The organism is Achromobacter kerstersii (assembly GCF_902859595.1).
GTDB classification, from domain to species: domain Bacteria; phylum Pseudomonadota; class Gammaproteobacteria; order Burkholderiales; family Burkholderiaceae_B; genus Achromobacter; species Achromobacter kerstersii.
The window spans coordinates 37,225-57,966 of record NZ_CADIJQ010000017.1 but is presented as its reverse complement, the minus strand read 5'-3'; the positions used below and the strand labels follow the sequence as shown (position 1 = coordinate 57,966).

Genomic DNA, 20,742 nt, shown 5'->3' with positions numbered 1-20,742 from the left:
CTCATGAACGTTCGTCAAAAGAAGCTCGATTTCAACTTCAAGTATCAATTGTGCAGTCAGGCTGATGGAAATCGCGCCACTAGAGTGCGATGGGCGACGGCCTGGCCAATTAGCGCCGCGGCTCACTTTTTTGCGTTTGTAGTCCTGACCATTCTCGGCACAGCCATGTGGCACGCGCATAGCCATGATGTACCGCTCGTCGAAGCGTTCCAGGAGGCATTCCTCGCCATGCTGCTGGACGCCCATCTGCTAATTCCCCTTGCGTTGATCTCGACGGTCGCAGGATTGCGCGGCGGGAAGAATGCAATCTGCCTTCGCGCCTTGGAACTTTCAAAGCGGGGGATGTCGCTGACCTGAAAGGTCGTTTTGGGAGGACAACTTTGGGAGGTCAACATGAATAGACTTATCGGTGGCCTGGCAGCCGGCCTCTATATGCAAGTCTTCCTATTGCTCGGTATATTCGTCGTGGCGGCTGGTCTATGCGCCTTTGCCATCGTCGCCTTGCACGGCCAAGAAATCTACGCCTGGGTGATGCAACAGCCGGCGCTGGCGCTGCTCACCCGGCCCATCGTCTTATTGGCCAGGCTGAAGATCGACCCAGCCGGTACTAGCTCAGACGCGCTGTTCATTAACAATGGCATCCTTGGGATGTTGGCGTTCTCTTCGGCTGCCGTCTCAATAGCCGTCTGCATATCCATGCTGACGAAGGGTGTCTCCATCCTGACGTGGGGCATATTGGCCTGCCGCACTTGGTGCCGCTCACGCTCGACTTGAGTCCGTCAAGCAGGGCTTCCTTCATACGGAAATGCAATGAAAGAGCACATGATTATCTGGGGGGGCGTATCCGTGATCCTCGTTGCCGGCTATGCGTCGTACGAGTTTTACTCCTTCGCCAAATTGCGTAAGAAGCAGCCCCCTCATCGAAACCCAAACAGCACGTTAATGGCTTCGTCCGCGATAAAGGTCGCAATGGGGCTGGCCTTGATCGTCGTGGTTCTGGCCACAGTTGGAAAGCTAATTGAAGAATGGGCAACTGTTCTGTGGCTGGTATCCCTGGGCGGACGGTTCTGGGGAGCTGTCTCCGTGGGACTAATCTGCGTCGCGTCCGCTACTTGGGCCGGGTTGGTCAGTTATGGCATGAGGGAAAGAGAAGCCCCGATAGCGCCTGGCGCATCAAAGCGTAAGGCTACGTGCTTGTTCTGGCTTGATGCCACGCTGATCGCGGGCCTGGTGATTTTCCTTGTCGCTAACGTCGCCCTGTACGCTTCGTACGGCACGTTCAGCGGACTGAACATCTATCAACAGATCGCAGTGGCCGTTATGCACGGCTCCATCGTCATAGGAATTCTCATCCTTAGCGTGCACGCGGCGATCGAAGGCGGAGACCACTGATGGATCGAAAGATATATACCGTGGAGGTCACGCTAGCCGGAATGACCCGACCGTACTCGTCGGAGTTTCAAACGGCTGATCAGTTCAAGGACGGCTGGAAACGCGTACTGTTGATGGCGCATGGCAAGGCAGACGTGAGGTGTACTTGCCCTGGATCGGGCGAACGGCGCTTGTCGATCCACAGCCGTTCCAACTCTGATCGGTTCCACCTTGCCCGCTTTCCGGAAACAGGATCAGAGCACAGCGAAGACTGCGTTTACTACGGCGTAGATCCCAGCATGTCCGGTCTTGGTTCATACCGACGCGGAGTGGTCCAGGAACTCGACGACGGCGCGGTCAAGATTAAGCTGAAGGTCGGGCTTCAACAGCGTGCGACAGCCGCCCCAGAAGAAGGGGACGCCTCGTCCGCCGCTACGCCGCCGATGCCTGCAACGCGCCCGCGAACCGGTCAAGCCAGCATGACACTGCTCGGTCTCCTGCACTTTCTTTGGACGCAGGCTGGACTGCACGCGTGGTCGCCGGGCATGGAAGGAAAGCGCAATCTTGGAGTGGTGCATTACCACCTGATGCGTTCGGCAATGACTACGTACGCGGGGCGTGTGCGACTAGCGCAGAACCTCGTGATTGCCACGCCAACCGCGAGCGGGCAGCAAGCTGGACACAACAAGGCCAAGGCTCTGGAGGCGGTTACTCAACGACGGCGCCTGGTTGTAATTGCACCTCTCGCACAGCACCAAGAGGGAATGGATGGAAGCGCCACGCTGCCTATAGCGGGGTTTCATGGAATCCCGTACCTGAACCTCGATGAGAACGTCTGGGAACCGTTGGAGCGCCGCTTTGCCCGAGAAATCGACTCGTGGCGGGCTGGGAATGCCGTCATCGCTGTCGTACAAACTGATCCACCCAAGTCCTCTGGCGGCAGCATGCGCGCGCAGGTTGTCGATATCGCCCTGATGCAGACAACGCGCGACTGGATACCAGTCGATTCAGGCTACGAGGCTCTGGTCGCTGAAAAGCTCGTGGCCGAAAAGCGTCGGTTCGAAAAGCCGCTGCGGTTTGATGCTGGCGAGGACGCAGCCTTCCCAGACTTTTGGTTGCGCGACAGGCAGACGCCAGCACCATTGGAGGTATGGGGCATGAACACGCCCGAGTACTTGGCGCGCAAGGTCGAAAAAGGCGCGCACTACGACGAGACATACGGAAAGGGCGGTTGGTGGGCGTGGAACGCTTCAATCGGAGATCCCGTTCCGGATTTCCCCTCCCCGCTCATTTCACACCAGGAGGACCAATGATCCAACACACAACCGTCCTGGCCCTCTGCTTGCTCTTAGGCGTGACGTTTGCGGGATTCGTGAATGCCGGAATTCGGGGTTCCTGGAGAGCCGCCTTCGTATGGGTTAACTACCTGGCTGCCTCGGCGCTCTACGGAGTCGTGCTGAATTCGGGCTTGCTCCCTAAGCTGGGTCAGGTTGGATTGGAACTTCTCTTCGTCATCTTTTCATTCGCGACGGCCGGCTTGGTGCTGTGTCTCTCCATCGCCTTCTCTGGGCTAAGAGAGTCCGCACGCGGCCTCGGCGTATGCGTCATCTTCGCGGCATCGACCTACTACATTCTGTCGCTGTAGCAGGCTCACGCAAACCGCACACCTGCATAGGCAATGCCCTATTAAGCAGTCCCAAAGAAATCAATTTGGAGAGCATGAGCGTGCTCACTTTTGCTATCTCGTTTCCGCTTTTGTTATCGGCCATGGCCTTACAGAATCGCGTCATGCGCGCGCAGACCAAGCGGGAAATGCTGATATGCGCTGCACTTGGTATCGGGATTGGCCTCGCAGCAGTGGGGGTGATTTATTACTCGTGCGCCTCTGGACAACCTGAATGCAGTCCTGTCTTCTCTCGCATGCTTGGGCTATCCAAATGAGGTCAACGGAATGACCGGTATTTTTGGAATTTTCACCCTGGTGTTCGTCGGCACAGTGGGATACGCACCAGTAGCGAAGACGCGAGCAGCCTGGCTCCTGGTGCTCAGCGAAGCCATTATCGGGTTCGGCTATTTCGCCTACTCCGTTCTTCTGCCCAAACTTTGAAGGACCTCTTTCCATTATGACGAAGTTCATTTCGCTGCTTGCGTCCAGCGTCTTAACCATCTTGGGGTCGATTTTCGCAGCGACCGCAATTCTCAAAGGCGAGGAGGGTCTGGGCGCAGTCGCCATGGCTATTCTCGCGTTGCTGTTCAAACTGGAAGCCGAACTCCCGGAGTTCAAGGATGCGATCCGCCAGCGGCGCCAATAGCATCCTACCTTTCCTGGCACACCCCGATACATTCACGGCCCGATAAAGGAGTTCGTATGTCTTCCATGCCTCCGGCAGAGAACATGGATGAAACGGCGCTCACGCTGCAAGAAGCTGCAATGCGCCTCAACATCTCTTACAGCACCATCTTCAGCTATCGCAAAGAGCTCGGTTTTCAGCTTAGAGCGAGGGGCGCATGGCGCATCTGGCCTTCGCGTCTTGCTGCATTTTCGGAAAAGAACAACAATGTCACCCAGCTATCGCTGCGGGTTGTGGGAGATGCACAATGCCCATCCGCAAAGATGAAACCTCAGGTATTTGGCAAGTTGATATCCGCGTCCCAGGCGTCCCGCGAGTTAGATGTTCTTCTGGAACGACGGACAGGCAAGCCGCGCAGGAATACCACGACAAGCTGAAAGCCGACCTCTGGCGTCAAGCCAAGCTTGGCGAGCAACCCGACCGCTTTTTTGAAGAGGCCGCGGTGCGTTGTCTTCGACTTTGGGACGGACTACGCGACTATGACAGCAAGGTCCGGCACGTTGCGTACTGGCGTAGTCAGTTCTCTGGACGTGCCATTCGCTCTTTAAAATTCGACGAGATCGCGGACAAACTGCCGACGCATACTACCCATAAGCATCGCAAACCCACGCCGGTAAGTGCAGCGACCAAAAACCGCTACCTAGCCACGCTTCGCAGGATGCTCAAGCTATGTGAAGACTGGGACTGGATCGACAAGTGCCCGAAATTTTCGGAGTTCGTTGAACCCGATAATCGTGTGCGATGGGAGCCCCCATCCGTCATCGGTCGGCTGATAAGCGCGATGACGCTTGAGTGGATGCGCGATGTCAGCCTCGTTGCCGTGGCGACTGGCATGCGGGAAGACGAATTGCTTTCGCTCAGGCCGAGCAACGTGGATATGCCCCAGCGAAACGCATGGGTCATTGCGGAAGAGGCGAAATCGGGCTATGCCAGGTCGGTGCCCCTCAACGCGGACGCGATGGCAGTGCTGCAGCGCCGGGTTCCCAAAGCCAAGAGGTTTGTCTTCGAACGGCCATCAAGAGATGGTGTGGTGCGGAAGATCAGCCAGGTCGATGCTCGCTGCTTGCGTCGTGCGTGCGCCGAGGTCGGGATTGACGACTTTCATTTCCACGACCTTCGCCATACCTGGGCCAGCTGGCATGTACAAGCCGGAACACCACTCATGGTCCTAAAGGATCTGGGGGGTTGGGAGACGCTGGACATGGTTCAACGCTATGCCCATTTGGCCCCGTCGCACTTGGCCCACCATTCGAACACGGTCGAATTTTGGTCAAAGTCGGAACAGAAAGAAAAAACGCCGCTAGTGATAGCGGCGTAAGTTCTTGATACTGCGGGTGTTTGGTGGTGGGCTGAGCGAGACTCGAACTCGCGACCAACGGATTAAAAGTCCGCTGCTCTACCGACTGAGCTATCAGCCCGACCGAAGCCAGAAATTATGGCGGATTTTTTTTAACTTGTCAAAAGGTTTGACGAAGATCCGCCATGAACATTCCAAATGTGCGCGCTTCATCGTCCATGAAAAACGGCCGCGCAAGGCAGCCGTTCTTGGGGCTGGGGTGAACCTGGACTTACCAGGCGGCCACCACGGCGCCCTTGTACTTGGTTTCGATGAACTGCTTCACGGCCGGGCTGTGATAGATGCTGACCAGCTTGGCGAGCTCGGGGCGGTCCTTGTCCTTTTCACGCACGACCAGCACGTTGGCGTACGGCGAATCCGGCGATTCCTGGGCGATGGCGTCCTTGGTCGGGTTCAGGCCGGCTTCCAGCGCGAAGTTGGTGTTGATGGCCGACGCGTCGGTGTCGTCCAGCGAACGCGGCAGTTGGGCGGCGTCCAGTTCAATGAAGCGCAGCTTCTTCTTGTTCTCGACGACGTCGATCGGCGTGGCCTTCAGGCCGGCTTCCGGACGCAGCTTGATCAGGCCATTGGCTTGCAGCAGCAACAGCGCGCGGCCGCCGTTGGTCGGGTCGTTCGGCAGCGCGATGCGCGCGCCATCCTTCAGCTCAGCCAGCGACTTGATCTTCTTGCTGTAGATGCCGATGGGGAAAATCACGGTCTTGGCAATGCTGACCAGCTTGTAGCCGCGGTCGGCGTTGGCGTTGTCCAGGTACGGCTGGTGCTGGTAGCTGTTGACGTCCAGGTCGCCCGAGGCCAGTGCAACGTTGGGCTGCACGTAGTCGGTGAATTCGATGATCTGGATATTCAGACCCTGCTTGGCGGCTTCGGCCTTCACCACATCAAAGATCTGGGCGTGCGGGCCGGCGGTCACGCCAACCTTCAGCGGCTTGTCCTGAGCCAGCGCGGGCTGGGCGAAAACGGCGGCGCCCAGGGCGAACGCGGCCAGCGACTTCAAAACCTTGATGCTCATGATGCGAGTTCCCGAATAACGGAAGTAGAGAGAAGAAAGAATGGGCGTCTTAGTAATCAGCGATGCGACATGCGGCGCACGAAGCGGTCGCCAAGGCTTTGGATCGCCTGGACCAATACGATCAGCACGATCACGACCGCAGCCATGACGTCCGATTGGAAGCGTTGATAGCCGTAGCGGATGGCCAGGTCACCCAAGCCGCCGCCGCCGATGGCGCCGGCCATGGCCGAATAGCCGATCAGGCTGACCACGGTAACGATGGTGGCGGCGATCAGGCCGGGCAAGGCTTCGGGCAGCAGCACCTTCATGATGATCTGCATCGGCGATGCGCCCATGGCGCGCGCCGCGGTGATCAGCCCCGGGTCCACTTCGCGCATGGCGTTTTCCGCAATGCGGGCCATGAACGGAATCGCGGCCACCGACAGCGGCACGATGGCGGCCGTGGTGCCGATGGAGGTCTGCGCAACCAGGCGCGTGAACGGGATGATGGCAACCATCAGGATCACGAACGGCACCGAACGCGTGGCGTTGATGATGGCGCCCAGCACGTGGTTGACGGGCTGGTTCTCCAGCATGTTGCCGCGCGCGGTCACGGTGAGCGTCACGCCCAGCGGAATGCCGATGACCACCGCGATGGCGCTGGCCACACCCACCATCAACAAGGTGTCAAGCAGCGACGTAATAAGCAGGTCGATCAGTTGCGGACTCATGAGCTATTTCTTCAACGGTAATGTCACGGGCGGCCAACGCGGCAATCGCGTCCTTGACCGCGGCGGGCGCGCCTTGGGCCAGCACGAACATCGTGCCCACGGCCACGCCCTGGATATCTTCAACGCGGGCCTGCACCAGGCCCACGTCCAACGAAAACTGCTTAGCCAGGTCGGACAGGAACGAGCCCGACGCATCGGTGCCGGTCAAGGACAGGCGCAATAGGCGCACGGCCTGGCCCGGCTTGGCGGCGGCCAGCGTGGCGATGCGTTCCTTCACGGCGGCCAACGTGGCGTCGGTCAGGTCGGACGCGGTGGCGGCCGACACCATGCCGCGCGTCACTTCGTGGCGCGGCTGCGCGAACACTTCGCGCGTGCTGCCAACTTCCACCACTTCGCCTTGCGACAAGACGGCGACGCGGTCGCAGACTTCGCGCACCACTTCCATCTGGTGCGTGATCATGACGACCGTCACACCCGTCTTGCGGTTGATGTCGCGCAGCAGCGCCAGAATGTTGTGCGTGGTTTCCGGGTCCAGCGCGGACGTGGCTTCATCGCTGAGCAGCACGTCCGGGTTGTTGGCCAACGCGCGCGCAATGCCCACGCGCTGCTTCTGGCCGCCACTGATCTGGCTGGGATAACGGTCGCGCAGATGCTCCAGGCCCACCAACGCCAGCAGGCGTTCGACGCGCGCCGGGATCTCGGCCTTGGCCACGCCGGCGATTTCCAGCGGCAAGGCCACGTTGCCGTAGACCGTGCGGCGCGCCAGCAGGTTGAAGCCCTGGAACACCATGCCGATGCGGCGGCGCTGGGCTCGCAGCTGCGCTTCGTTCAGGCCAGTGAGCTGCTGCCCGCCGATGGCGATCGTGCCTTCGTTGGGGCGCTCAAGCAAATTGATGCACTGGACCAGCGTGCTTTTACCGGCCCCGCTGGGGCCGATGATGCCGAAGACCTCGCCCTGCTCGATGTGCAGGTTGATGCCTCGCAGCGCCTGGAATTGTCCATGCGGCGTGGCATAGGTCTTGGATAGGTTCTCGATGTGAATCATGGCAAGCGATTTTGTATCTTTTCTCTTCTAAAGAGAACGACCGTTTTTTCCATTTTTAATAACTATAAGTAATATAGTGCGCCGTTATCGCCTTGCGGCGTCCCCGACGGCGCCTATGACCCCTGCTGCGATCTGGCGGCAACCAAAAAGGCGCAAAGGGCAGTCAGGAAGGAAAGCCTTCCTGACTGCCCCTTTTATAACGGTGGCCGGTCAACCGGCCACGTCGTTGTCAGCGAGCGCGCGAAATGCGGACTTCCGCGCCCCGGCGCTTGACCTCAAGGCCTTCGGACGGCGAAATCCGCAGCCCTTCCAGACCCTTGATGTAGCTGGAGCCCTGCATTTGCATCACGCGGATCTTGTTGCGCATGACGACCGGGTTATGCACCGGCATGCCGAACATCCAGACTTCGTCCAGAATGCGCGCCGAATTGAACTCGCCGGTATGCTGCGCGGCCGGTCCCAGACAGAGCATGTGCCCTTCGCGGCCGAAAACCGGGAACTGGCCCAGCTCGCAGTCGATCGTCCAGGTGGTGCCGCCTTCATAGCGGTGACCCGTGTTCAGATCCCACCAGGCTTCGCCCTTGGGCAGATACACGCGCACCTGCTTGCCCGGTTCGGTGACCGGCGCCACCAGCAGGGCCGGGCCCAGCAGGTATTGCAAGTCCCATTCGTGGGCATGCGGATCGTTCGGGAACGACAGGGCCATGGAACGCTGCACCGGCAAACCGGTGCGGGCCGAATCTTCGATGGCGCCCAACACATAGGGCACCAGGCGATAGCGCCATTGCATCCAGGTACGGGCTTGCGCCAGCGTTTCTTCGCCGAAGTCCCAAGGCATCAAGCCTTCAACACCCTGGAACGAGAAGTTTGCCGAGAACACGCCCACCGTCAGCCAGCGCAGGTACAGCTCGGACGTCATGCCCGAGCGGTCGCGCGAGGCCGAACCGATGCCATGCACCTGCACGGGCAGGCCGCTGGCGCCAATCGACAAGGCGGTACGCAAGGTATGGCGCAAGCCGTCCCAGGTGTTTTCAGCCTGCGGCCCCACCTGCCACGGCAGGCGTTGCGCGGCCGGGAACAGGTCAGCGCTGGGCACCACGCCTTCCGGCGGGACTTTCAGGCCGGCGACGGCGTCAAACAAGGCACGGCGCACCAGCAGCGGATACATGCTGCGCAGCGCGGGGCCGGTTTCGCTGTTGCGGGCGGTGACCCCATCGGGAATGGCGATCTGGGCGTCGCACGCGGGCGCGTCCAGGCCGTCATCCACCAATTGGCGATGGCGCTCGACCCACAGGTTGTAGATGTCGCGATACGTCAGGTCGAGCAGGCCGTAAGGCTGGCCCGACGTGGCGGCGTTGCCGTCAAACACCTGTGCGGAACCGTCGTCCTTGGCCAGCAGCCAGCCACGGTCTTCCAGTTCTTCGAACAGCGGGCTGGTCTTCAGCACGCCGGGGAAACCGGAGGCCGCGACATGCACGTTGTGCTTGTGGAACAGGGCCAGCATCTGCTTGGCGTCCGGGAAACGCTGAGCGTCCCATTCGAACACGGCCTTGTCCGCTTGAAAGCCCCAGGCCGCCGGCTGCGCCAGCGTCACGGCGTCAACCGGAATCTGGTTTTCGCGCATGCGGGCCACCAAAGCGACCGTCTGCGTGGGCATTTCGCCTGCGGCCTGTTGCAGCCACGCGCCCATCGCCCACAACACGGGCTGGCCGGCTCGGCCGGTCAGTGCGGTGTACTGGTTCAGGATTTCAGCGGGTTCGCCGGCGAACAGGAACAAGTCCAGCACGGCGTCGTCCACGGTCAGCACGTAGGCCGAATCCGCAGGCGCGACGCCCACCGAATGTTCAATGCGGCGCATCGTGTTCACATAGACGCCCCAGCCTCGCGGGCTCCATGCCAACGGCAAGGCGCGGTGCTCGGGGTCATCGGAAACGACCGATTCTTCGCGGCGGTTCAGATCGCCCGGGGTTTCGCCCAGGCCGAACACGCGCTCGTCGGCCTGCAGGGTGAACCCCGCCGTCCAGACCGCGCTGTCGTCCTGGTCCAGCGCGTTATGCCCGAATGCGGGCGTATGCGCGGAAACCTCGGATTCAAACACCCGTTCTTCGTTGCGATAGATCGCAACGCGCACAGGGTTCGATTGGATTTCCAGGGCAACATCGCCCTGTGTGATGCGCCAACCGTCGCCCCCTTCGCGGGGAGCAATGGCGGCTTCGCCCACGGCCTCTTGGCGGGCGAGCAGCATCTCGGCCACAGCGCGCGCACGCGCACTGGGCTTGTCATCATTCAGGTGGTTCGCCTCGCCGCAGCGCAGGCGAAAAACACCAGGCGCATGCGCCTCGACTACCAGGTGCAACCCATCGCCCGCATCGAAATCGAAGCGACTGGGGCGGGACGTCAGCAGCTCGATATTATCGAGCTGGGTAGTATGGGCAAAGTCGAACTTGGGCGGCACAGAGCATCCCCCGGCTTAAGCCAAAAACCATCAAAAGACGCTATTTTGACGGATTTGAGCTTTGAAATAAACTCGGTCCCTCTTTTGGACGGCAATCTCATCCAAAAAAGGGGGCATAAAGCCCTCGGCTGACACGAATCGGCGCTGATGCCGTGCGTGGCCGAAACGCCAATTTTGAGCCCAAAGCGGCCTATTTGGCGCCAAATCCTGGCAATTACTGCAATTCTACGCCACCTGACTGACAGCCTCCTCAAGCTCCCGACTTTTTTTCATCGCGGTGAAACAAGTTGGGCCAGATCGGATTCCAGCAAACCGGGCTCGCCTGTCAGCCGAGCGGCAATCTCGTCACCCATCAATGCCGACCAAGACAGCCCTCGCGAGGCATAGCCGACGGCCAGCCACACGCCCTTAGCATGCGGCAACTCGCCCACGGCAGGCAAGCGCCCCGGCAACACCGCGCGCCATCCGGCCCAGCCCGGCAACGTCCCCGGCACCAAGGCATCAAAGTCCGGAAAGTGACCACTCAGCAGGCCGGCCGCCTTGTCCAGCGTGACGCGCTGGCCTTCCGCACTGACCTGCGTCTGCGTGGCGCCGTGCATGTACGTGCTGCCCACCACGCAACCCGCGCCCACATCGGGCAGCAGATAGCCCTCGCCCCCCACAATGCAACGCGGGCCGCCGGCAAGCGAGGCCGCGGGCACCAGGGTGACTTCGCCCGCCAGCGCATGCATTTGCGCAATGCGCGGCAAGGGGTCGAGCAGACCGCTGTCGGCCAGTACCCCCTGCGCGCCAAAGGCGTTGGCCAGGATGACGGTTTCGGCATGCTCGATTTCCAGGCCCTGCTCATCCAGCACGCGCCAGCCCTGCCCAACCGGTTCCAACCGCGCTGCCTTGGCGGGCACGACCGTCACACCCGGCGTTTGCAGCAGCGCATCGATCAGACGATTCGGCTGCACCAGCATCCCCTGCGCAAAGAACACGCCGCCACGCGCCAGCGGCAGACCTGCCAACGCGCTGGCCTCGTCGCGGTCCACCATGCGTACCCAATCAGACGGAAACGCCAGCGTTTCCAAGGTGCCGGCCAGCGCTGCGGACTTGCCCGCATCGCGCTCGACCTGGACGGTGCCGCAGACACGCGGCGCGGCGCCATGGGCCAGCCCTAGCCAGCGGGCCTCGGCGCGCTGGCTGCCTGCGCGCGACAGCCGCGCCCGGGCGTTGTCGTCACGCGCAATCACGGGGGTCAGCGCCGCCGCCACGTGCCCCCCATGCGCGGGCGCGCCCAGCGCCCGGCCGGCATCCAGCACGGTGACGCGCCATCCCCGCCCCGCCAGCGACTGCGCCATGCCCGCACCCGCCAGCCCCGCCCCCACCACCACGGCATGCCTGACTGTCGCGCGCAAGGCCGCTGCCGCGCAGCCCGGCGTGCGAACCGTGCCCACGGTCATGTGCCCCTTGCCGCCATACCCCGGCGCGCACGCCACGTCGAATCCGGCGCCCTGCAAGGCATGCCGCAACTCGCCCGTGCAGACCCAGGTGGCAACCGTTGCCCCGGGCGCCGCCAGCTTGGCAAGATCGCGCAACAGCGGCGTGGCCCACATTCGGGGATTACGTTCGGGCGCGAAGCCATCCAGAAAAAAGGCATCCACCCGCGCGTTCAAGCGCCGCGCCAACCCCTGCGCGTCGCCAAAACCCAGGGTCAGCGTGACCGCCCCATTTTCGAACTCCAGCCGGTGCAGGCCAGGCAGCAACGCCGGCCATTGCGCCGACAGCGCTTGCGCCAGCTCCGCCAGCGGCGCGGGCGCATACCGCGCCAACTGCGCCACCAGGTTCGCGCGTGTGAAGGGATGCGCCTCCATCGACACCATATGCAGGGCGGCAGGCCGCTGCGGGTCATTGCGCCAGGCGTTCCACAGCGCCAGAAAGTTCAGCCCCAGGCCGAACCCTGTCTCGCACACGGTAAACCCGTCGCGCCCCCGCCAGCGCTCGGGCAGGCCGTTGCCTTGCAGAAACACATGTTCCGCCTGCCCCAACGCCCCCGACGGCGAGTGATACACATCGTCATACAAGGGGCTGAACAGCGTGCCGTCGGCATTGATGTCCGTCACGGCGGGGGTCAGGGGCAGATAAGACGAGGACATGGAATTCCGAGGAAATAATCAGAGTTGAGACAAGCGCGAATGATCGATCGGCGCCCGCGCGGGCGTTGGCTGGACGCCACGCGGTATCCGCCTTTCGCGCCACTGCCACGGGTTTGACGCATTGCTGGGCTTACACTGGTTTACATGGATACCTATGATCAGCCCCGCTCACTGGCCCAGCCCATCGACCTGTGCGCCGCGATCGATGCGGCAGTCACGGCGGCGCATGCTGGCGCGGCCATTCTGCAATCCTACGCGCACCATCGCGCCGATCTCGTGATCGACCGCAAGGCGCGCAACGATCTCGTGTCCCAAGCGGACCGCGAGGCCGAAGCCGTGATTATCCAGGAGCTGCAAACGCGAACGCCCAAGTTCGGCATCGTCGCCGAAGAAACGGGCGGCAAGCCACAAGGCATCGCCACCTGGTACATCGACCCGCTGGATGGCACCACCAACTTTCTGCACGACATCCCGCACTATGCCGTATCGATTGCGTTGATCGCCCACGCAGGCACGGCGGTGTCGGCCACGGAAACGCTAAAGGAAGACACCCCCGTCATCGGCGTGGTGTACGACCCCAACCGCGAAGAGCTGTTCACCGCGGTGTATGGCATGGGCGCCTGGCTGAACGGCCGGCGCATCAAGTGTTCGCGCACGCAGACGATTGAAGATTCGGTGCTGGCCACCGGTTTCCCCTTCCGCGACTTTTCGTTCGCCGACCAATACATGCCCATGCTGAACGACGCCATCAAGCGTGCGCGCGGCGTGCGCCGCATGGGCGCGGCCGCGCTGGACCTGGCGTGGACCGCCTGCGGCCGTTACGACGGGTATTGGGAAATGGGCCTGGCGCCGTGGGATGTGGCCGCTGGCACGCTGATCTTGCGCGAAGCGGGCGGCACCTGCACAGACATGCACAAACTTGACCCCTGGCCGATCGGCGGACGCGTCGTAGCGGGCAACCCCGCTATCGAACGCGCCCTGCATGACATGGTCGCCCCGCACCTGGACAACCCGCCGTCTGACGCGGCATAAGGCCCGTCAGGCGGCCGCAGCGTCCTGGGGCGCCTTGGCCGGCGCGTCGGGACGCAGTTCGCGGCGCAGGATCTTGCCCACGTTGCTCTTGGGCAATTCTTCGCGGAATTCCACGAAGCGCGGGCGCTTGTAGCCCGTGAGCTTTTCGCGGCACCAGTCCTGCACCTGGGCCTCGGTCAACGACGCATCCTTCTTCACGACAAACACCTTCACGGCTTCACCCGAGTGCTCGTCTGGCACGCCGATGGCGGCGCACTCCAGAACACCCGGCATTTGCGCCACGACGGCCTCGACTTCATTCGGATAGACCTTGAACCCGGACACCGCAATCATGTCTTTCTTGCGGTCGACGATGCGCGTGTAGCCTTGCGCGTCCATGATGCCGATGTCGCCCGTACGGAAGTAGCCATCGGCCGTCATCGATTGCCGCGTTTCTTCGGGCTTCTGCCAGTACCCCAGCATCACCTGCGGCCCGCGTATGCCCACTTCACCGCGCTCGCCCAGCGGCACTTCATGGCCGGCGTCATCAAGAATGGCCACATCGGTGGAAGGCAGCGGCAAGCCGATCGAGCCTGAATACGCGGTGGCGTCGGTGGGGTTCACCGTGGCCACGGGCGAGGTCTCGGACAAGCCATAGCCTTCAATCAGCGGCCGGCCGGTAATCTTCAGCCAACGCTCCGCCACCGACTGCTGCACCGCCATGCCGCCGCCCAAGGTCAGTCGCAACGCCGAAAAATCCAGCTTCGCGAAGTCTTCGTTATGGGCCAGCGCGTTAAACAGCGTGTTGACGCCCGGGAACAGATTGATCGGCACCTTGCGCCACGCATTGATCAGCGACGGCTGATCGCGCGGGTTGATGATGAGCACGTTGCGCATGCCCGCGTGCAGGCCGTACAGGCCGCATACCGTCATGGCAAACACGTGGTACAGCGGCAGTGCGCTGATGATGGTGAGCTGCGTGTGCGCCAGATCGTGCACCACGGGCTGCGCCACGGCTTCCGTCTGCAACACGTTGGCCGCCAGATTGCGGTGCGACAGCATCGCGCCCTTGGGCACGCCCGTCGTGCCGCCGGTGTATTGCAGCACCGCCACATCGTCCATCGACAAGGCGGGTGGCGTGAACGGCGCACGCGCGCCATCACGCAGCACGGCCGGCAAATTGTGTGCGCCGTCGATGCGCCAGGGCTTGACGATCTTCTTGATGTGGCGGGCCACAAAGTTGACGAGAGGCGCCTTCAGCCCGCCCAGCAAATCACCCGGGCCGGTTACCACGATGTGCTTGAGCTGGCCGCGGTTCTTCACCGCCTGCAAGGTATTGGCAAAGTTCTCAAGAATCAGGATGACGGATGCGCCGCTGTCTTGCAGCTGGCGCTCGAGTTCGTCTGCGGTGTACAGCGGGTTCACGTTCACCACGACCAGCCCGGCGCGCAACGTGCCCAGCATGCCGACCAGATACGCCGGCACGTTTGGCATCATCAGCGCCACGCGCGCGCCCTTGGGCAGGCCCAGGCTTTGCAGCCAGCCTGCGAAGCCGCGCGCATATTGATCCAGCTGCGCATAGGTGATGTCGCTGCCCATCGCCGTGCAGGCGATGCGCGACGCATATTGTTTGCAGGCCCGGTCAAGCAGGTCGGCCAACGAGGAATAACCCTCAGTGGAGATCTCCGCCGGAACCCCCTTCGGGTAATGGGCAAGCCACGGACGCGTCATGGTATTTGTCTCCATTAAATAGATTTTTGATTGATGATAACCTTGTTGCGTTCCCCAATTCCGCCTGACTTTCCCCATGAAACTGCTCGAACCCATCGTCGCCTGGCATCAAGACATTTCCAAGATCCGACGCGACATCCACGCGCATCCTGAACTGGCATTCGAAGAATTCCGCACCGCTGATGTGGTCGCGGCCAAGCTTGAAGAATGGGGCATCGAGGTCGACCGCGGTTTGGGCGGCACGGGCGTCGTTGGCGTCATTCGCGGCAATCAGCCGGGCGAACGCGCCGTGGGCCTGCGCGCCGACATGGACGCGTTGCCCATGCAAGAGGTCAACACCTTTGCGCACGCCAGCCAGAACGAAGGCAAGATGCACGCGTGCGGCCACGACGGCCACACCGCCATGCTGCTGGCTGCGGCGCAATATCTGTCGCAACATCGTGATTTTGCTGGCATCGTCTACGTGATTTTCCAGCCCGCCGAAGAAGGCGGTGGCGGCGCCAAGCGCATGATCGACGACGGTTTGTTCAAGCGTTTCCCGATGGAAGCGGTGTTTGGCATGCACAACTGGCCCGGCATGAAAACCGGCCAATTCGGCGTGACGCCCGGCCCCATCATGGCGTCCAGCAACGAGTTTTCGATCATCGTGAAGGGCAAGGGCACGCACGCTGGCATGCCCAACCTGGGCATCGACCCGGTCATGGCGGCCGTGCAGCTGGCGCAGTCGCTGCAGACCATCATCACGCGCAACCGCAATCCGCTGGACGCGGCGGTGCTCAGCATCACGCAGATTCACGCCGGCAGCGCCGACAACGTCGTGCCCAATCACGCCGAATTGCGCGGCACGGTGCGCACCTTCACGCTGGACGTGCTGGACCTGATCGAACGCCGTATGGAAGAGATCACGCGCCACACCTGCGCCGCCATGGATTGCGACGTGCAATTCACGTTCCAGCGCAATTACCCGCCCACCATCAACCACGCTGAAGAAGCGGCGTTCTGCGCCGATGTGATGCGCGACATCGTGGGCGAGGCCAACGTCAACGACCATGTGCAGCCCACGATGGGCGCGGAAGACTTCGCGTTCATGCTGCAGGAACTGCCGGGCTGCTATGTCTGGATCGGCAACGGCACGGGCGAACACCGCGACAGCGGCCACGGCCTGGGCCCCTGCATGCTGCACAACGGCAGCTACGACTTCAACGACGACCTGCTGCCGCTGGGCGGCACGTACTGGGTCCAATTGGCGTTGAAGCGTCTGGCCAAGGCCTGAGCTTTACGCGCCCTACCCTTTACGCGCCCTACCCGCCCTCCGCCGCCCCGACCGCCAGGCACATCGCCAAAAAGCGTTCGGCGGCGCGGGCCGCGGCATCCGCATGCGGCACCAGAATGCTCAGCGTGCGCGTCAGCGGCTTGGGCAACAAGCGCAATGCCGCCAGCGCACCGTCCTCATGCCGCATCGACATGACGGATACAAAGCCCACCCCCAGCCCCGCGCGCACCGCCTGCTTCACCCCTTCCACCCCCGCCAGCTCAAGCCCCACCGACGGCGCCAGCCCGGCATCCGCAAACGCGCGTTCGACCAGACGGCGCACGCCGGAGCCGGGTTCGCGCATCACTAGCGGCGACGCGGCCAGGTCGCGCAATGTCACCGCGCCCTTGCTGGCCAACGCGTGATCCGCCCGCACGATCGCCACGACTTCGTCCTGCCGCCAAGCGTGCACCGCGGTATCCGCCGGCAGGCCCGTGGGCACATCCCCTTCAATAAACGCCAGATCCAGCGCGGGCAGCCGCTCGACGATTTCGCGCGTGTTGCCATCTGACAGGTGCAGGCTGACCGCGGGAAAGTTGTGGCGGAAATCGGCGACCAGGCGCGGCAACAGATAGCTGGCGGGCGTGGTGCTGGCGCCTAACCGCAGCGCGCCGGTTTCCAGGCCGCGCCACGATTCCCGCACCGCCTGCGCCTGCCGATACACCTGCCGCAGTTGCCGGGCCTGCTCGGCCAGCCGTTCGCCAGCCTCGGTCAATGCAATGCCGTGGCCGCTGCGGCGGTAGAGCGGTTCGCCAAACCATTCTTGCAGCATGCGCAGTTGGCCCGACACAGCGGGCTGTGACAAATGCAGCACTTGCGCGGCGCGGCTGATGTTGCCGGTATCGGCAACGCAGGCGAAGGTCAGCAATTGATCAGGGGTCATAGGCAGTTAATTATCAGAATTTCCGATATTACATATTCAAAATAAAGATTTTTCAAATAGTAGTGGCACATCTAATATTTCGGGAAGTTATTTAGATATGCCCAAAGGGCCACCATGAGCACCACCACCAGCACCGCAGTACCGCTTCCCGCTTCGACAGCTGGGGCGCCCGCAGCCTCGGCATCGGCCGCCGCAGCATCGGCTGCCGCAGCATCGGCTGCCGCAGCAACGGCTGGCGCCCCCACCGCCACCCCTTGGCGCGACAAACTCAACGGCGTGCTGTTCGTCGGCCTGATGGCTGCGGCCGTCATGCAGCTGGCGGACCTGCCCGCCATTCGCCAGCTGGGCTTTTCGCCGCTGGTGGTCGGCATTGTCTGCGGCATGCTGTATGGCAACTTCCTGCGCGGCACCATGCCGGCGGATTGGGGCGTGGGCGTGAACTTCACCGCGCGGCGCCTGCTGCGCATCGCCGTCGCTTTCTACGGTTTGAACATCAGCATCCAGCAGATCGCGGCCGTGGGCTTGCCGGGGCTGGCGGTCTCTGTGGCCGTGGTGCTGGGCACCCTGTTGATTGGCACCGTGGTCGGCCAGCGCATGCTGGGCCTGGATCGCGACACGGCCATGCTGACTGCGGCGGGCAGCGCCATCTGCGGCGCGGCCGCCGTGCTGGCGTTCGAACCGACCTTGCGCGCCGCCCCGCACAAGAGCGCCGTGGCCGTGGCCACCGTGGTGCTGTTCGGCACGCTGTCCATGTTCCTGTACCCCATCCTCTATCACGCAGGCTGGCTCAACCTGGATACCCAGGCGCTGGGCATCTATATCGGCGGCACCATCCATGAAGTGGCGCAGGTTGTCGGCGCGGCCAGCAATATCGATCCCGCCACCACCGAAGTCGCCACCATCGTCAAGATGACCCGCGTGGCGCTGCTGGTGCCGGTGCTGCTGGTGCTGGGCATGTACCTGCGCAGCGCCGCCAGCCAGGCGGGCGGCCAGGCCAAGGGCGCCAAACTGCCCATTCCCTGGTTCGCGGTCGGCTTCCTGGTGTTGGCCATTATCAATTCGCTGGACATCATTCCCGCCGACGCCATCGCCGCCATCCGCCGCCTGGATGTCTTTGCGCTGACCATGGCCATGACGGCGCTGGGCATCGAAACCCGCTTTGCCCAGATCAAGAAAGCCGGCCCCCGCGTGATGGCCCTGGGCCTGATCCTGTACGCGTGGCTGTTGGTTGGCGGCTACGGCATCGTCAAATTGGCCACCTGATCCGCGCGGCCGCCGCTGCAAAGCGCGGCGGCCGTTCGTCCATGCACGCCGCAGTCGCTTTTTTCCTGCATAATCGGCTGGTTCCCTAGCAGTGGAGTCGGCCGCATGACCTCCAGCAACAAATCCCCGTTTACGACCTTGCCCGCCGATCGCGACGCGGTATTGCGCGTCATGCCGATGCCGGCCGACGCAAATATCCACGGGGACGTGTTTGGCGGCTGGATCATGTCCCAAGTCGACATCGCCGGCTCCATTCCAGCGGCCCGCCGCGCCGCTGGCCGCGTGGCCACCGTCGCGGTCAACGCCTTTCAGTTCAAAGAGCCCGTGTTCGTGGGCGACCTCCTCAGCTTCTACGCCGCCATCGTCAAGACCGGCAAGACGTCGATCACGGTGTCGGTCGAGGTCTACGCGGAACGCCAGCGCCTGGACGCCGAAGTCGTCAAGGTCACCGAGGCCACCCTGACATACGTCGCCACCGACGAAGCGCGGCGCAGCCGCCCCCTCCCCACTCTTTGAGCCGTAACGCATGACGCAGTCCGCCGCCGCGCAGAAACCGCCCGCGACGCCCCGCCGCCTCGACCCGGAAGACGCACAGATCGCCCTGGCCGAAGTGCAGGAACGCCTGCGCCGCCAGCAATTGGTGGCCGATCTGGTGCATCGCCAAGAAGAAGGCGACGCCAAGGCCACGCTGGTCGAAGACCTGGTGCACCGCCAGCACGAGGCCGAACTCAAGACGCTGCTCGACGGCCTGCATCCGGCCGATATCGCCTTCATCCTGGAATCGCTGCCCAAGGACGAACGCCAGGCCATCTGGAAGCTGGTCAGCCCCGAGCACGACGCCGACGTGCTGCTGGAAGTCGAAGACTGGGTGCGGGAATCGCTGATTGAAGCGATGGACCGGCAAGACCTGGTCGCCGCCACCGGCAACATGGACGCCGACGAGCTGGCCGACCTGGCGCCCGACCTGCCGCCCGACGTGGTGGCGGAAGTGCAAAAGGGCCTGACCGAAGAAGAACGCGCACAGCTGCTGGAAGCCATGGGCTATCCGGAAGACAGCGTGGGCGCGATCATGGACTTCGAAATGGTCCGGGTGCGTGAAGACGTCACGCTGGAAGTGGTGCTGCGCTATCTGCGCCGCCTGCACGAGCTGCCCGACCACACCGACCAGATTTTCGTGGTGGACCGCCAGGACAAGCTGCAAGGCATTCTGCCGCTGTCGCGCCTGTTGGTCAGCGAACCCGAAACCGAGGTGCGCGCCGTCATGAATTCGGATTTCCTGGCGCTGAACCCGCTGGATTCCGACGCTGACGCCGCCGGCGCCTTTGAACGTTACGACTTGGTGTCCGCCCCCGTGATGGACGACCAGGGCCGCCTGATCGGCCGCGTCACCATCGCCGACGTGGTGGACGTGATGCGTGAAGACTCGCAAGAACAGGCGCTGTCGCGCGCGGGTCTGCAAGAAGAAGACATCTTTGCCCCCGTCAGCACCGCCTTGCGCAACCGCGCCCCCTGGCTGCTGTTCAACCTCTGTACCGCCGCCACGGCGTCTTTCGTGGCATCCCAATTCGAAGGCACGGTCAGCCAGATCGTCATCCTGGCCTTCCTGATGTCCATCGTGGCCGGCATTGGCGGCAACTCCGGCAACCAGACCATGACGCTGATCATCCGGGCGCTGGCCATGGGCCGGATCACCGGACGCAACCTGTGGCAGCTGGTCAAGCGCGAGCTGTTTGTGACCTTGCTGGTGGGCTTGTGCGGCAGCCTGGTGGCCGCCCTGTTCGCGTGGGTGATCTCGCATTCGATCTCGATCGCACTCGTCATGATGGCGGCGATGATCTGCAATATGCTGGTCGGCGCGTCCGTCGGCGTGCTGGTGCCGATGCTGCGCGCCCGCTTCGGTAAAGACCCTGCGATGGGTTCGTCGGTACTGCTGACGTTCGCCACCGACTCGCTTGGCTTCTTCATCTTCCTGGGTCTGGCCACGCTGTTCCTGCTGTAGCTTGACCGCCACAGAGAATTCTTAATCTATGTTTGCCATCTGCCCGCTTTCAGCGGGCAGATGCATTCGAACGTCGTTTCATGACAGCGGTCTGACAGGGATATGCC

General features: G+C 62.7%; 22 protein-coding genes and 1 tRNA gene. 15 read left to right on the top strand and 8 right to left on the bottom strand.

Translation table 11 applies throughout. The annotated features are described in order from the left end of the window. Nucleotides 1-3 precede the first annotated feature (3 nt). The 9 genes from HV765_RS29975 (at nt 4) to HV765_RS29935 (ending at nt 5,040) form a co-directional block, all read left to right on the top strand. Nucleotides 4-357, top strand: coding sequence for a hypothetical protein (locus HV765_RS29975; RefSeq protein ID WP_175171855.1), 354 nt, complete (start codon nt 4-6; stop codon nt 355-357). A 36-nt stretch (nt 358-393) separates the two neighbouring features. Further along, nucleotides 394-774 carry a hypothetical protein gene (locus HV765_RS29970; RefSeq protein WP_175171854.1) on the top strand — a complete coding sequence of 127 codons (381 nt, stop codon included), beginning with the start codon at nt 394-396 and terminating at the stop codon, nt 772-774. Nucleotides 775-810: 36 nt separating this feature from the next. Next, nucleotides 811-1,392 (top strand): hypothetical protein, encoded by a 582-nt coding sequence (locus tag HV765_RS29965; RefSeq protein ID WP_175171853.1) that lies wholly within the window; start codon nt 811-813, stop codon nt 1,390-1,392. Then, nucleotides 1,392-2,684: a DUF1173 family protein gene (locus tag HV765_RS29960; RefSeq protein WP_254600773.1), complete on the top strand. Its 1,293-nt coding sequence runs from the start codon at nt 1,392-1,394 to the stop codon at nt 2,682-2,684. The genes HV765_RS29965 and HV765_RS29960 overlap by 1 nt, the downstream gene beginning before the upstream one ends. Continuing rightward, a complete protein-coding gene (locus tag HV765_RS29955) occupies nt 2,681-3,016 on the top strand; it encodes a hypothetical protein (protein WP_175171852.1) in 336 nt (111 codons plus the stop codon). The genes HV765_RS29960 and HV765_RS29955 overlap by 4 nt, the downstream gene beginning before the upstream one ends. Before the next feature lie 74 nt (nt 3,017-3,090). Beyond that, nucleotides 3,091-3,312: a hypothetical protein gene (locus HV765_RS29950; RefSeq protein WP_175171851.1), complete on the top strand. Its 222-nt coding sequence runs from the start codon at nt 3,091-3,093 to the stop codon at nt 3,310-3,312. Nucleotides 3,313-3,322: 10 nt separating this feature from the next. Further along, nucleotides 3,323-3,478 (top strand): hypothetical protein, encoded by a 156-nt coding sequence (locus HV765_RS29945; RefSeq protein WP_175171850.1) that lies wholly within the window; start codon nt 3,323-3,325, stop codon nt 3,476-3,478. A gap of 16 nt (nt 3,479-3,494) precedes the next feature. After that, nucleotides 3,495-3,683, top strand: a complete 189-nt coding sequence (locus HV765_RS29940; RefSeq protein ID WP_050448755.1) for a hypothetical protein — start codon at nt 3,495-3,497, stop codon at nt 3,681-3,683. Between the two features lie 286 nt (nt 3,684-3,969). Beyond that, entirely contained in the window at nt 3,970-5,040 is a 1,071-nt protein-coding gene (locus HV765_RS29935; RefSeq protein WP_175171849.1) for a tyrosine-type recombinase/integrase, read from the top strand. 24 nt (nt 5,041-5,064) lie between these two features. Here the strand turns inward: HV765_RS29935 and HV765_RS29930 are convergent. The 5 genes from HV765_RS29930 to HV765_RS29910 form a co-directional block, all read right to left on the bottom strand. Continuing rightward, nucleotides 5,065-5,140 (bottom strand) — tRNA-Lys (locus tag HV765_RS29930). A 150-nt stretch (nt 5,141-5,290) separates the two neighbouring features. Further along, entirely contained in the window at nt 5,291-6,088 is a 798-nt protein-coding gene (locus HV765_RS29925) for a MetQ/NlpA family ABC transporter substrate-binding protein (protein WP_054420489.1), read from the bottom strand. Nucleotides 6,089-6,144: 56 nt separating this feature from the next. Then, nucleotides 6,145-6,798: a methionine ABC transporter permease gene (locus tag HV765_RS29920; RefSeq protein WP_054420487.1), complete on the bottom strand. Its 654-nt coding sequence runs from the start codon at nt 6,796-6,798 to the stop codon at nt 6,145-6,147. Further along, nucleotides 6,755-7,843, bottom strand: coding sequence for a methionine ABC transporter ATP-binding protein (locus tag HV765_RS29915; protein ID WP_175171847.1), 1,089 nt, complete (start codon nt 7,841-7,843; stop codon nt 6,755-6,757). The genes HV765_RS29920 and HV765_RS29915 overlap by 44 nt, the downstream gene beginning before the upstream one ends. 229 nt (nt 7,844-8,072) lie before the next feature. Continuing rightward, on the bottom strand, nt 8,073-10,253 hold the full coding sequence (locus HV765_RS29910) for a glycoside hydrolase family 31 protein (RefSeq protein ID WP_254600777.1): 2,181 nt from the start codon (nt 10,251-10,253) through the stop codon (nt 8,073-8,075). Between HV765_RS29910 and HV765_RS31965 the strand changes: the two genes are divergently transcribed. Continuing rightward, on the top strand, nt 10,176-10,430 hold the full coding sequence (locus HV765_RS31965; protein ID WP_254600780.1) for a hypothetical protein: 255 nt from the start codon (nt 10,176-10,178) through the stop codon (nt 10,428-10,430). The genes HV765_RS29910 and HV765_RS31965 overlap by 78 nt on opposite strands. 137 nt (nt 10,431-10,567) lie before the next feature. On the opposite strand, the gene mnmC is transcribed toward HV765_RS31965, so the two are convergent. Beyond that, nucleotides 10,568-12,436, bottom strand: a complete 1,869-nt coding sequence (gene mnmC, locus HV765_RS29905) for a bifunctional tRNA (5-methylaminomethyl-2-thiouridine)(34)-methyltransferase MnmC2/FAD-dependent 5-carboxymethylaminomethyl-2-thiouridine(34) oxidoreductase MnmC1 (protein ID WP_175171843.1) — start codon at nt 12,434-12,436, stop codon at nt 10,568-10,570. Between the two features lie 144 nt (nt 12,437-12,580). On the opposite strand from mnmC, the gene HV765_RS29900 reads away from it, so the two are divergent. Beyond that, on the top strand, nt 12,581-13,468 hold the full coding sequence (locus HV765_RS29900; RefSeq protein ID WP_054420479.1) for an inositol monophosphatase family protein: 888 nt from the start codon (nt 12,581-12,583) through the stop codon (nt 13,466-13,468). A gap of 6 nt (nt 13,469-13,474) precedes the next feature. Here the strand turns inward: HV765_RS29900 and HV765_RS29895 are convergent, their stop codons facing one another. Beyond that, on the bottom strand, nt 13,475-15,178 hold the full coding sequence (locus HV765_RS29895; protein ID WP_175171841.1) for an AMP-binding protein: 1,704 nt from the start codon (nt 15,176-15,178) through the stop codon (nt 13,475-13,477). 76 nt (nt 15,179-15,254) lie between these two features. Here HV765_RS29895 and HV765_RS29890 point away from each other — a divergent pair, with 76 nt between their 5' ends. Beyond that, nucleotides 15,255-16,451 carry a M20 aminoacylase family protein gene (locus tag HV765_RS29890; RefSeq protein WP_175171839.1) on the top strand — a complete coding sequence of 399 codons (1,197 nt, stop codon included), beginning with the start codon at nt 15,255-15,257 and terminating at the stop codon, nt 16,449-16,451. A gap of 28 nt (nt 16,452-16,479) precedes the next feature. Here the strand turns inward: HV765_RS29890 and HV765_RS29885 are convergent, their stop codons facing one another. Next, entirely contained in the window at nt 16,480-17,373 is an 894-nt protein-coding gene (locus HV765_RS29885; RefSeq protein ID WP_054420473.1) for a LysR family transcriptional regulator, read from the bottom strand. A 114-nt stretch (nt 17,374-17,487) separates the two neighbouring features. On the opposite strand from HV765_RS29885, the gene HV765_RS29880 reads away from it, so the two are divergent. From HV765_RS29880 to mgtE, 3 genes are all read left to right on the top strand, one after another. Next, the gene (locus HV765_RS29880; protein WP_254600772.1) at nt 17,488-18,636 is read left to right on the top strand and encodes a YeiH family protein; all 1,149 of its coding nucleotides are present in this window, start codon (nt 17,488-17,490) and stop codon (nt 18,634-18,636) included. 105 nt (nt 18,637-18,741) lie between these two features. After that, nucleotides 18,742-19,152, top strand: coding sequence for an acyl-CoA thioesterase (locus HV765_RS29875; protein WP_054420472.1), 411 nt, complete (start codon nt 18,742-18,744; stop codon nt 19,150-19,152). Between the two features lie 10 nt (nt 19,153-19,162). Then, the gene (gene mgtE / locus HV765_RS29870; RefSeq protein WP_054420471.1) at nt 19,163-20,635 is read left to right on the top strand and encodes a magnesium transporter; all 1,473 of its coding nucleotides are present in this window, start codon (nt 19,163-19,165) and stop codon (nt 20,633-20,635) included. The last annotated feature ends 107 nt before the right edge of the window (nt 20,636-20,742 follow it).

What these genes read in the sequence shown, in the direction of transcription:
- HV765_RS29920 (WP_054420487.1), bottom strand. Translation starts at nt 6,798, where the DNA reads ATGAGTCCGCAACTGATCGACCTGCTTATTACGTCGCTGCTTGACACC.
- mgtE (WP_054420471.1), top strand. Translation starts at nt 19,163, where the DNA reads ATGACGCAGTCCGCCGCCGCGCAGAAACCGCCCGCGACGCCCCGCCGC.
- HV765_RS29970 (WP_175171854.1), top strand. Translation starts at nt 394, where the DNA reads ATGAATAGACTTATCGGTGGCCTGGCAGCCGGCCTCTATATGCAAGTC.
- HV765_RS29940 (WP_050448755.1), top strand. Translation starts at nt 3,495, where the DNA reads ATGACGAAGTTCATTTCGCTGCTTGCGTCCAGCGTCTTAACCATCTTG.
- HV765_RS31965 (WP_254600780.1), top strand. Translation starts at nt 10,176, where the DNA reads ATGCGCCTCGACTACCAGGTGCAACCCATCGCCCGCATCGAAATCGAA.
- HV765_RS29915 (WP_175171847.1), bottom strand. Translation starts at nt 7,843, where the DNA reads ATGATTCACATCGAGAACCTATCCAAGACCTATGCCACGCCGCATGGA.
- HV765_RS29950 (WP_175171851.1), top strand. Translation starts at nt 3,091, where the DNA reads ATGAGCGTGCTCACTTTTGCTATCTCGTTTCCGCTTTTGTTATCGGCC.
- HV765_RS29960 (WP_254600773.1), top strand. Translation starts at nt 1,392, where the DNA reads ATGGATCGAAAGATATATACCGTGGAGGTCACGCTAGCCGGAATGACC.
- HV765_RS29965 (WP_175171853.1), top strand. Translation starts at nt 811, where the DNA reads ATGAAAGAGCACATGATTATCTGGGGGGGCGTATCCGTGATCCTCGTT.
- HV765_RS29885 (WP_054420473.1), bottom strand. Translation starts at nt 17,373, where the DNA reads ATGACCCCTGATCAATTGCTGACCTTCGCCTGCGTTGCCGATACCGGC.
- HV765_RS29900 (WP_054420479.1), top strand. Translation starts at nt 12,581, where the DNA reads ATGGATACCTATGATCAGCCCCGCTCACTGGCCCAGCCCATCGACCTG.
- HV765_RS29880 (WP_254600772.1), top strand. Translation starts at nt 17,488, where the DNA reads ATGAGCACCACCACCAGCACCGCAGTACCGCTTCCCGCTTCGACAGCT.
- HV765_RS29935 (WP_175171849.1), top strand. Translation starts at nt 3,970, where the DNA reads ATGCCCATCCGCAAAGATGAAACCTCAGGTATTTGGCAAGTTGATATC.
- HV765_RS29975 (WP_175171855.1), top strand. Translation starts at nt 4, where the DNA reads ATGAACGTTCGTCAAAAGAAGCTCGATTTCAACTTCAAGTATCAATTG.
- HV765_RS29925 (WP_054420489.1), bottom strand. Translation starts at nt 6,088, where the DNA reads ATGAGCATCAAGGTTTTGAAGTCGCTGGCCGCGTTCGCCCTGGGCGCC.
- HV765_RS29890 (WP_175171839.1), top strand. Translation starts at nt 15,255, where the DNA reads ATGAAACTGCTCGAACCCATCGTCGCCTGGCATCAAGACATTTCCAAG.
- HV765_RS29875 (WP_054420472.1), top strand. Translation starts at nt 18,742, where the DNA reads ATGACCTCCAGCAACAAATCCCCGTTTACGACCTTGCCCGCCGATCGC.
- HV765_RS29895 (WP_175171841.1), bottom strand. Translation starts at nt 15,178, where the DNA reads ATGACGCGTCCGTGGCTTGCCCATTACCCGAAGGGGGTTCCGGCGGAG.
- HV765_RS29945 (WP_175171850.1), top strand. Translation starts at nt 3,323, where the DNA reads ATGACCGGTATTTTTGGAATTTTCACCCTGGTGTTCGTCGGCACAGTG.
- HV765_RS29955 (WP_175171852.1), top strand. Translation starts at nt 2,681, where the DNA reads ATGATCCAACACACAACCGTCCTGGCCCTCTGCTTGCTCTTAGGCGTG.
- mnmC (WP_175171843.1), bottom strand. Translation starts at nt 12,436, where the DNA reads ATGTCCTCGTCTTATCTGCCCCTGACCCCCGCCGTGACGGACATCAAT.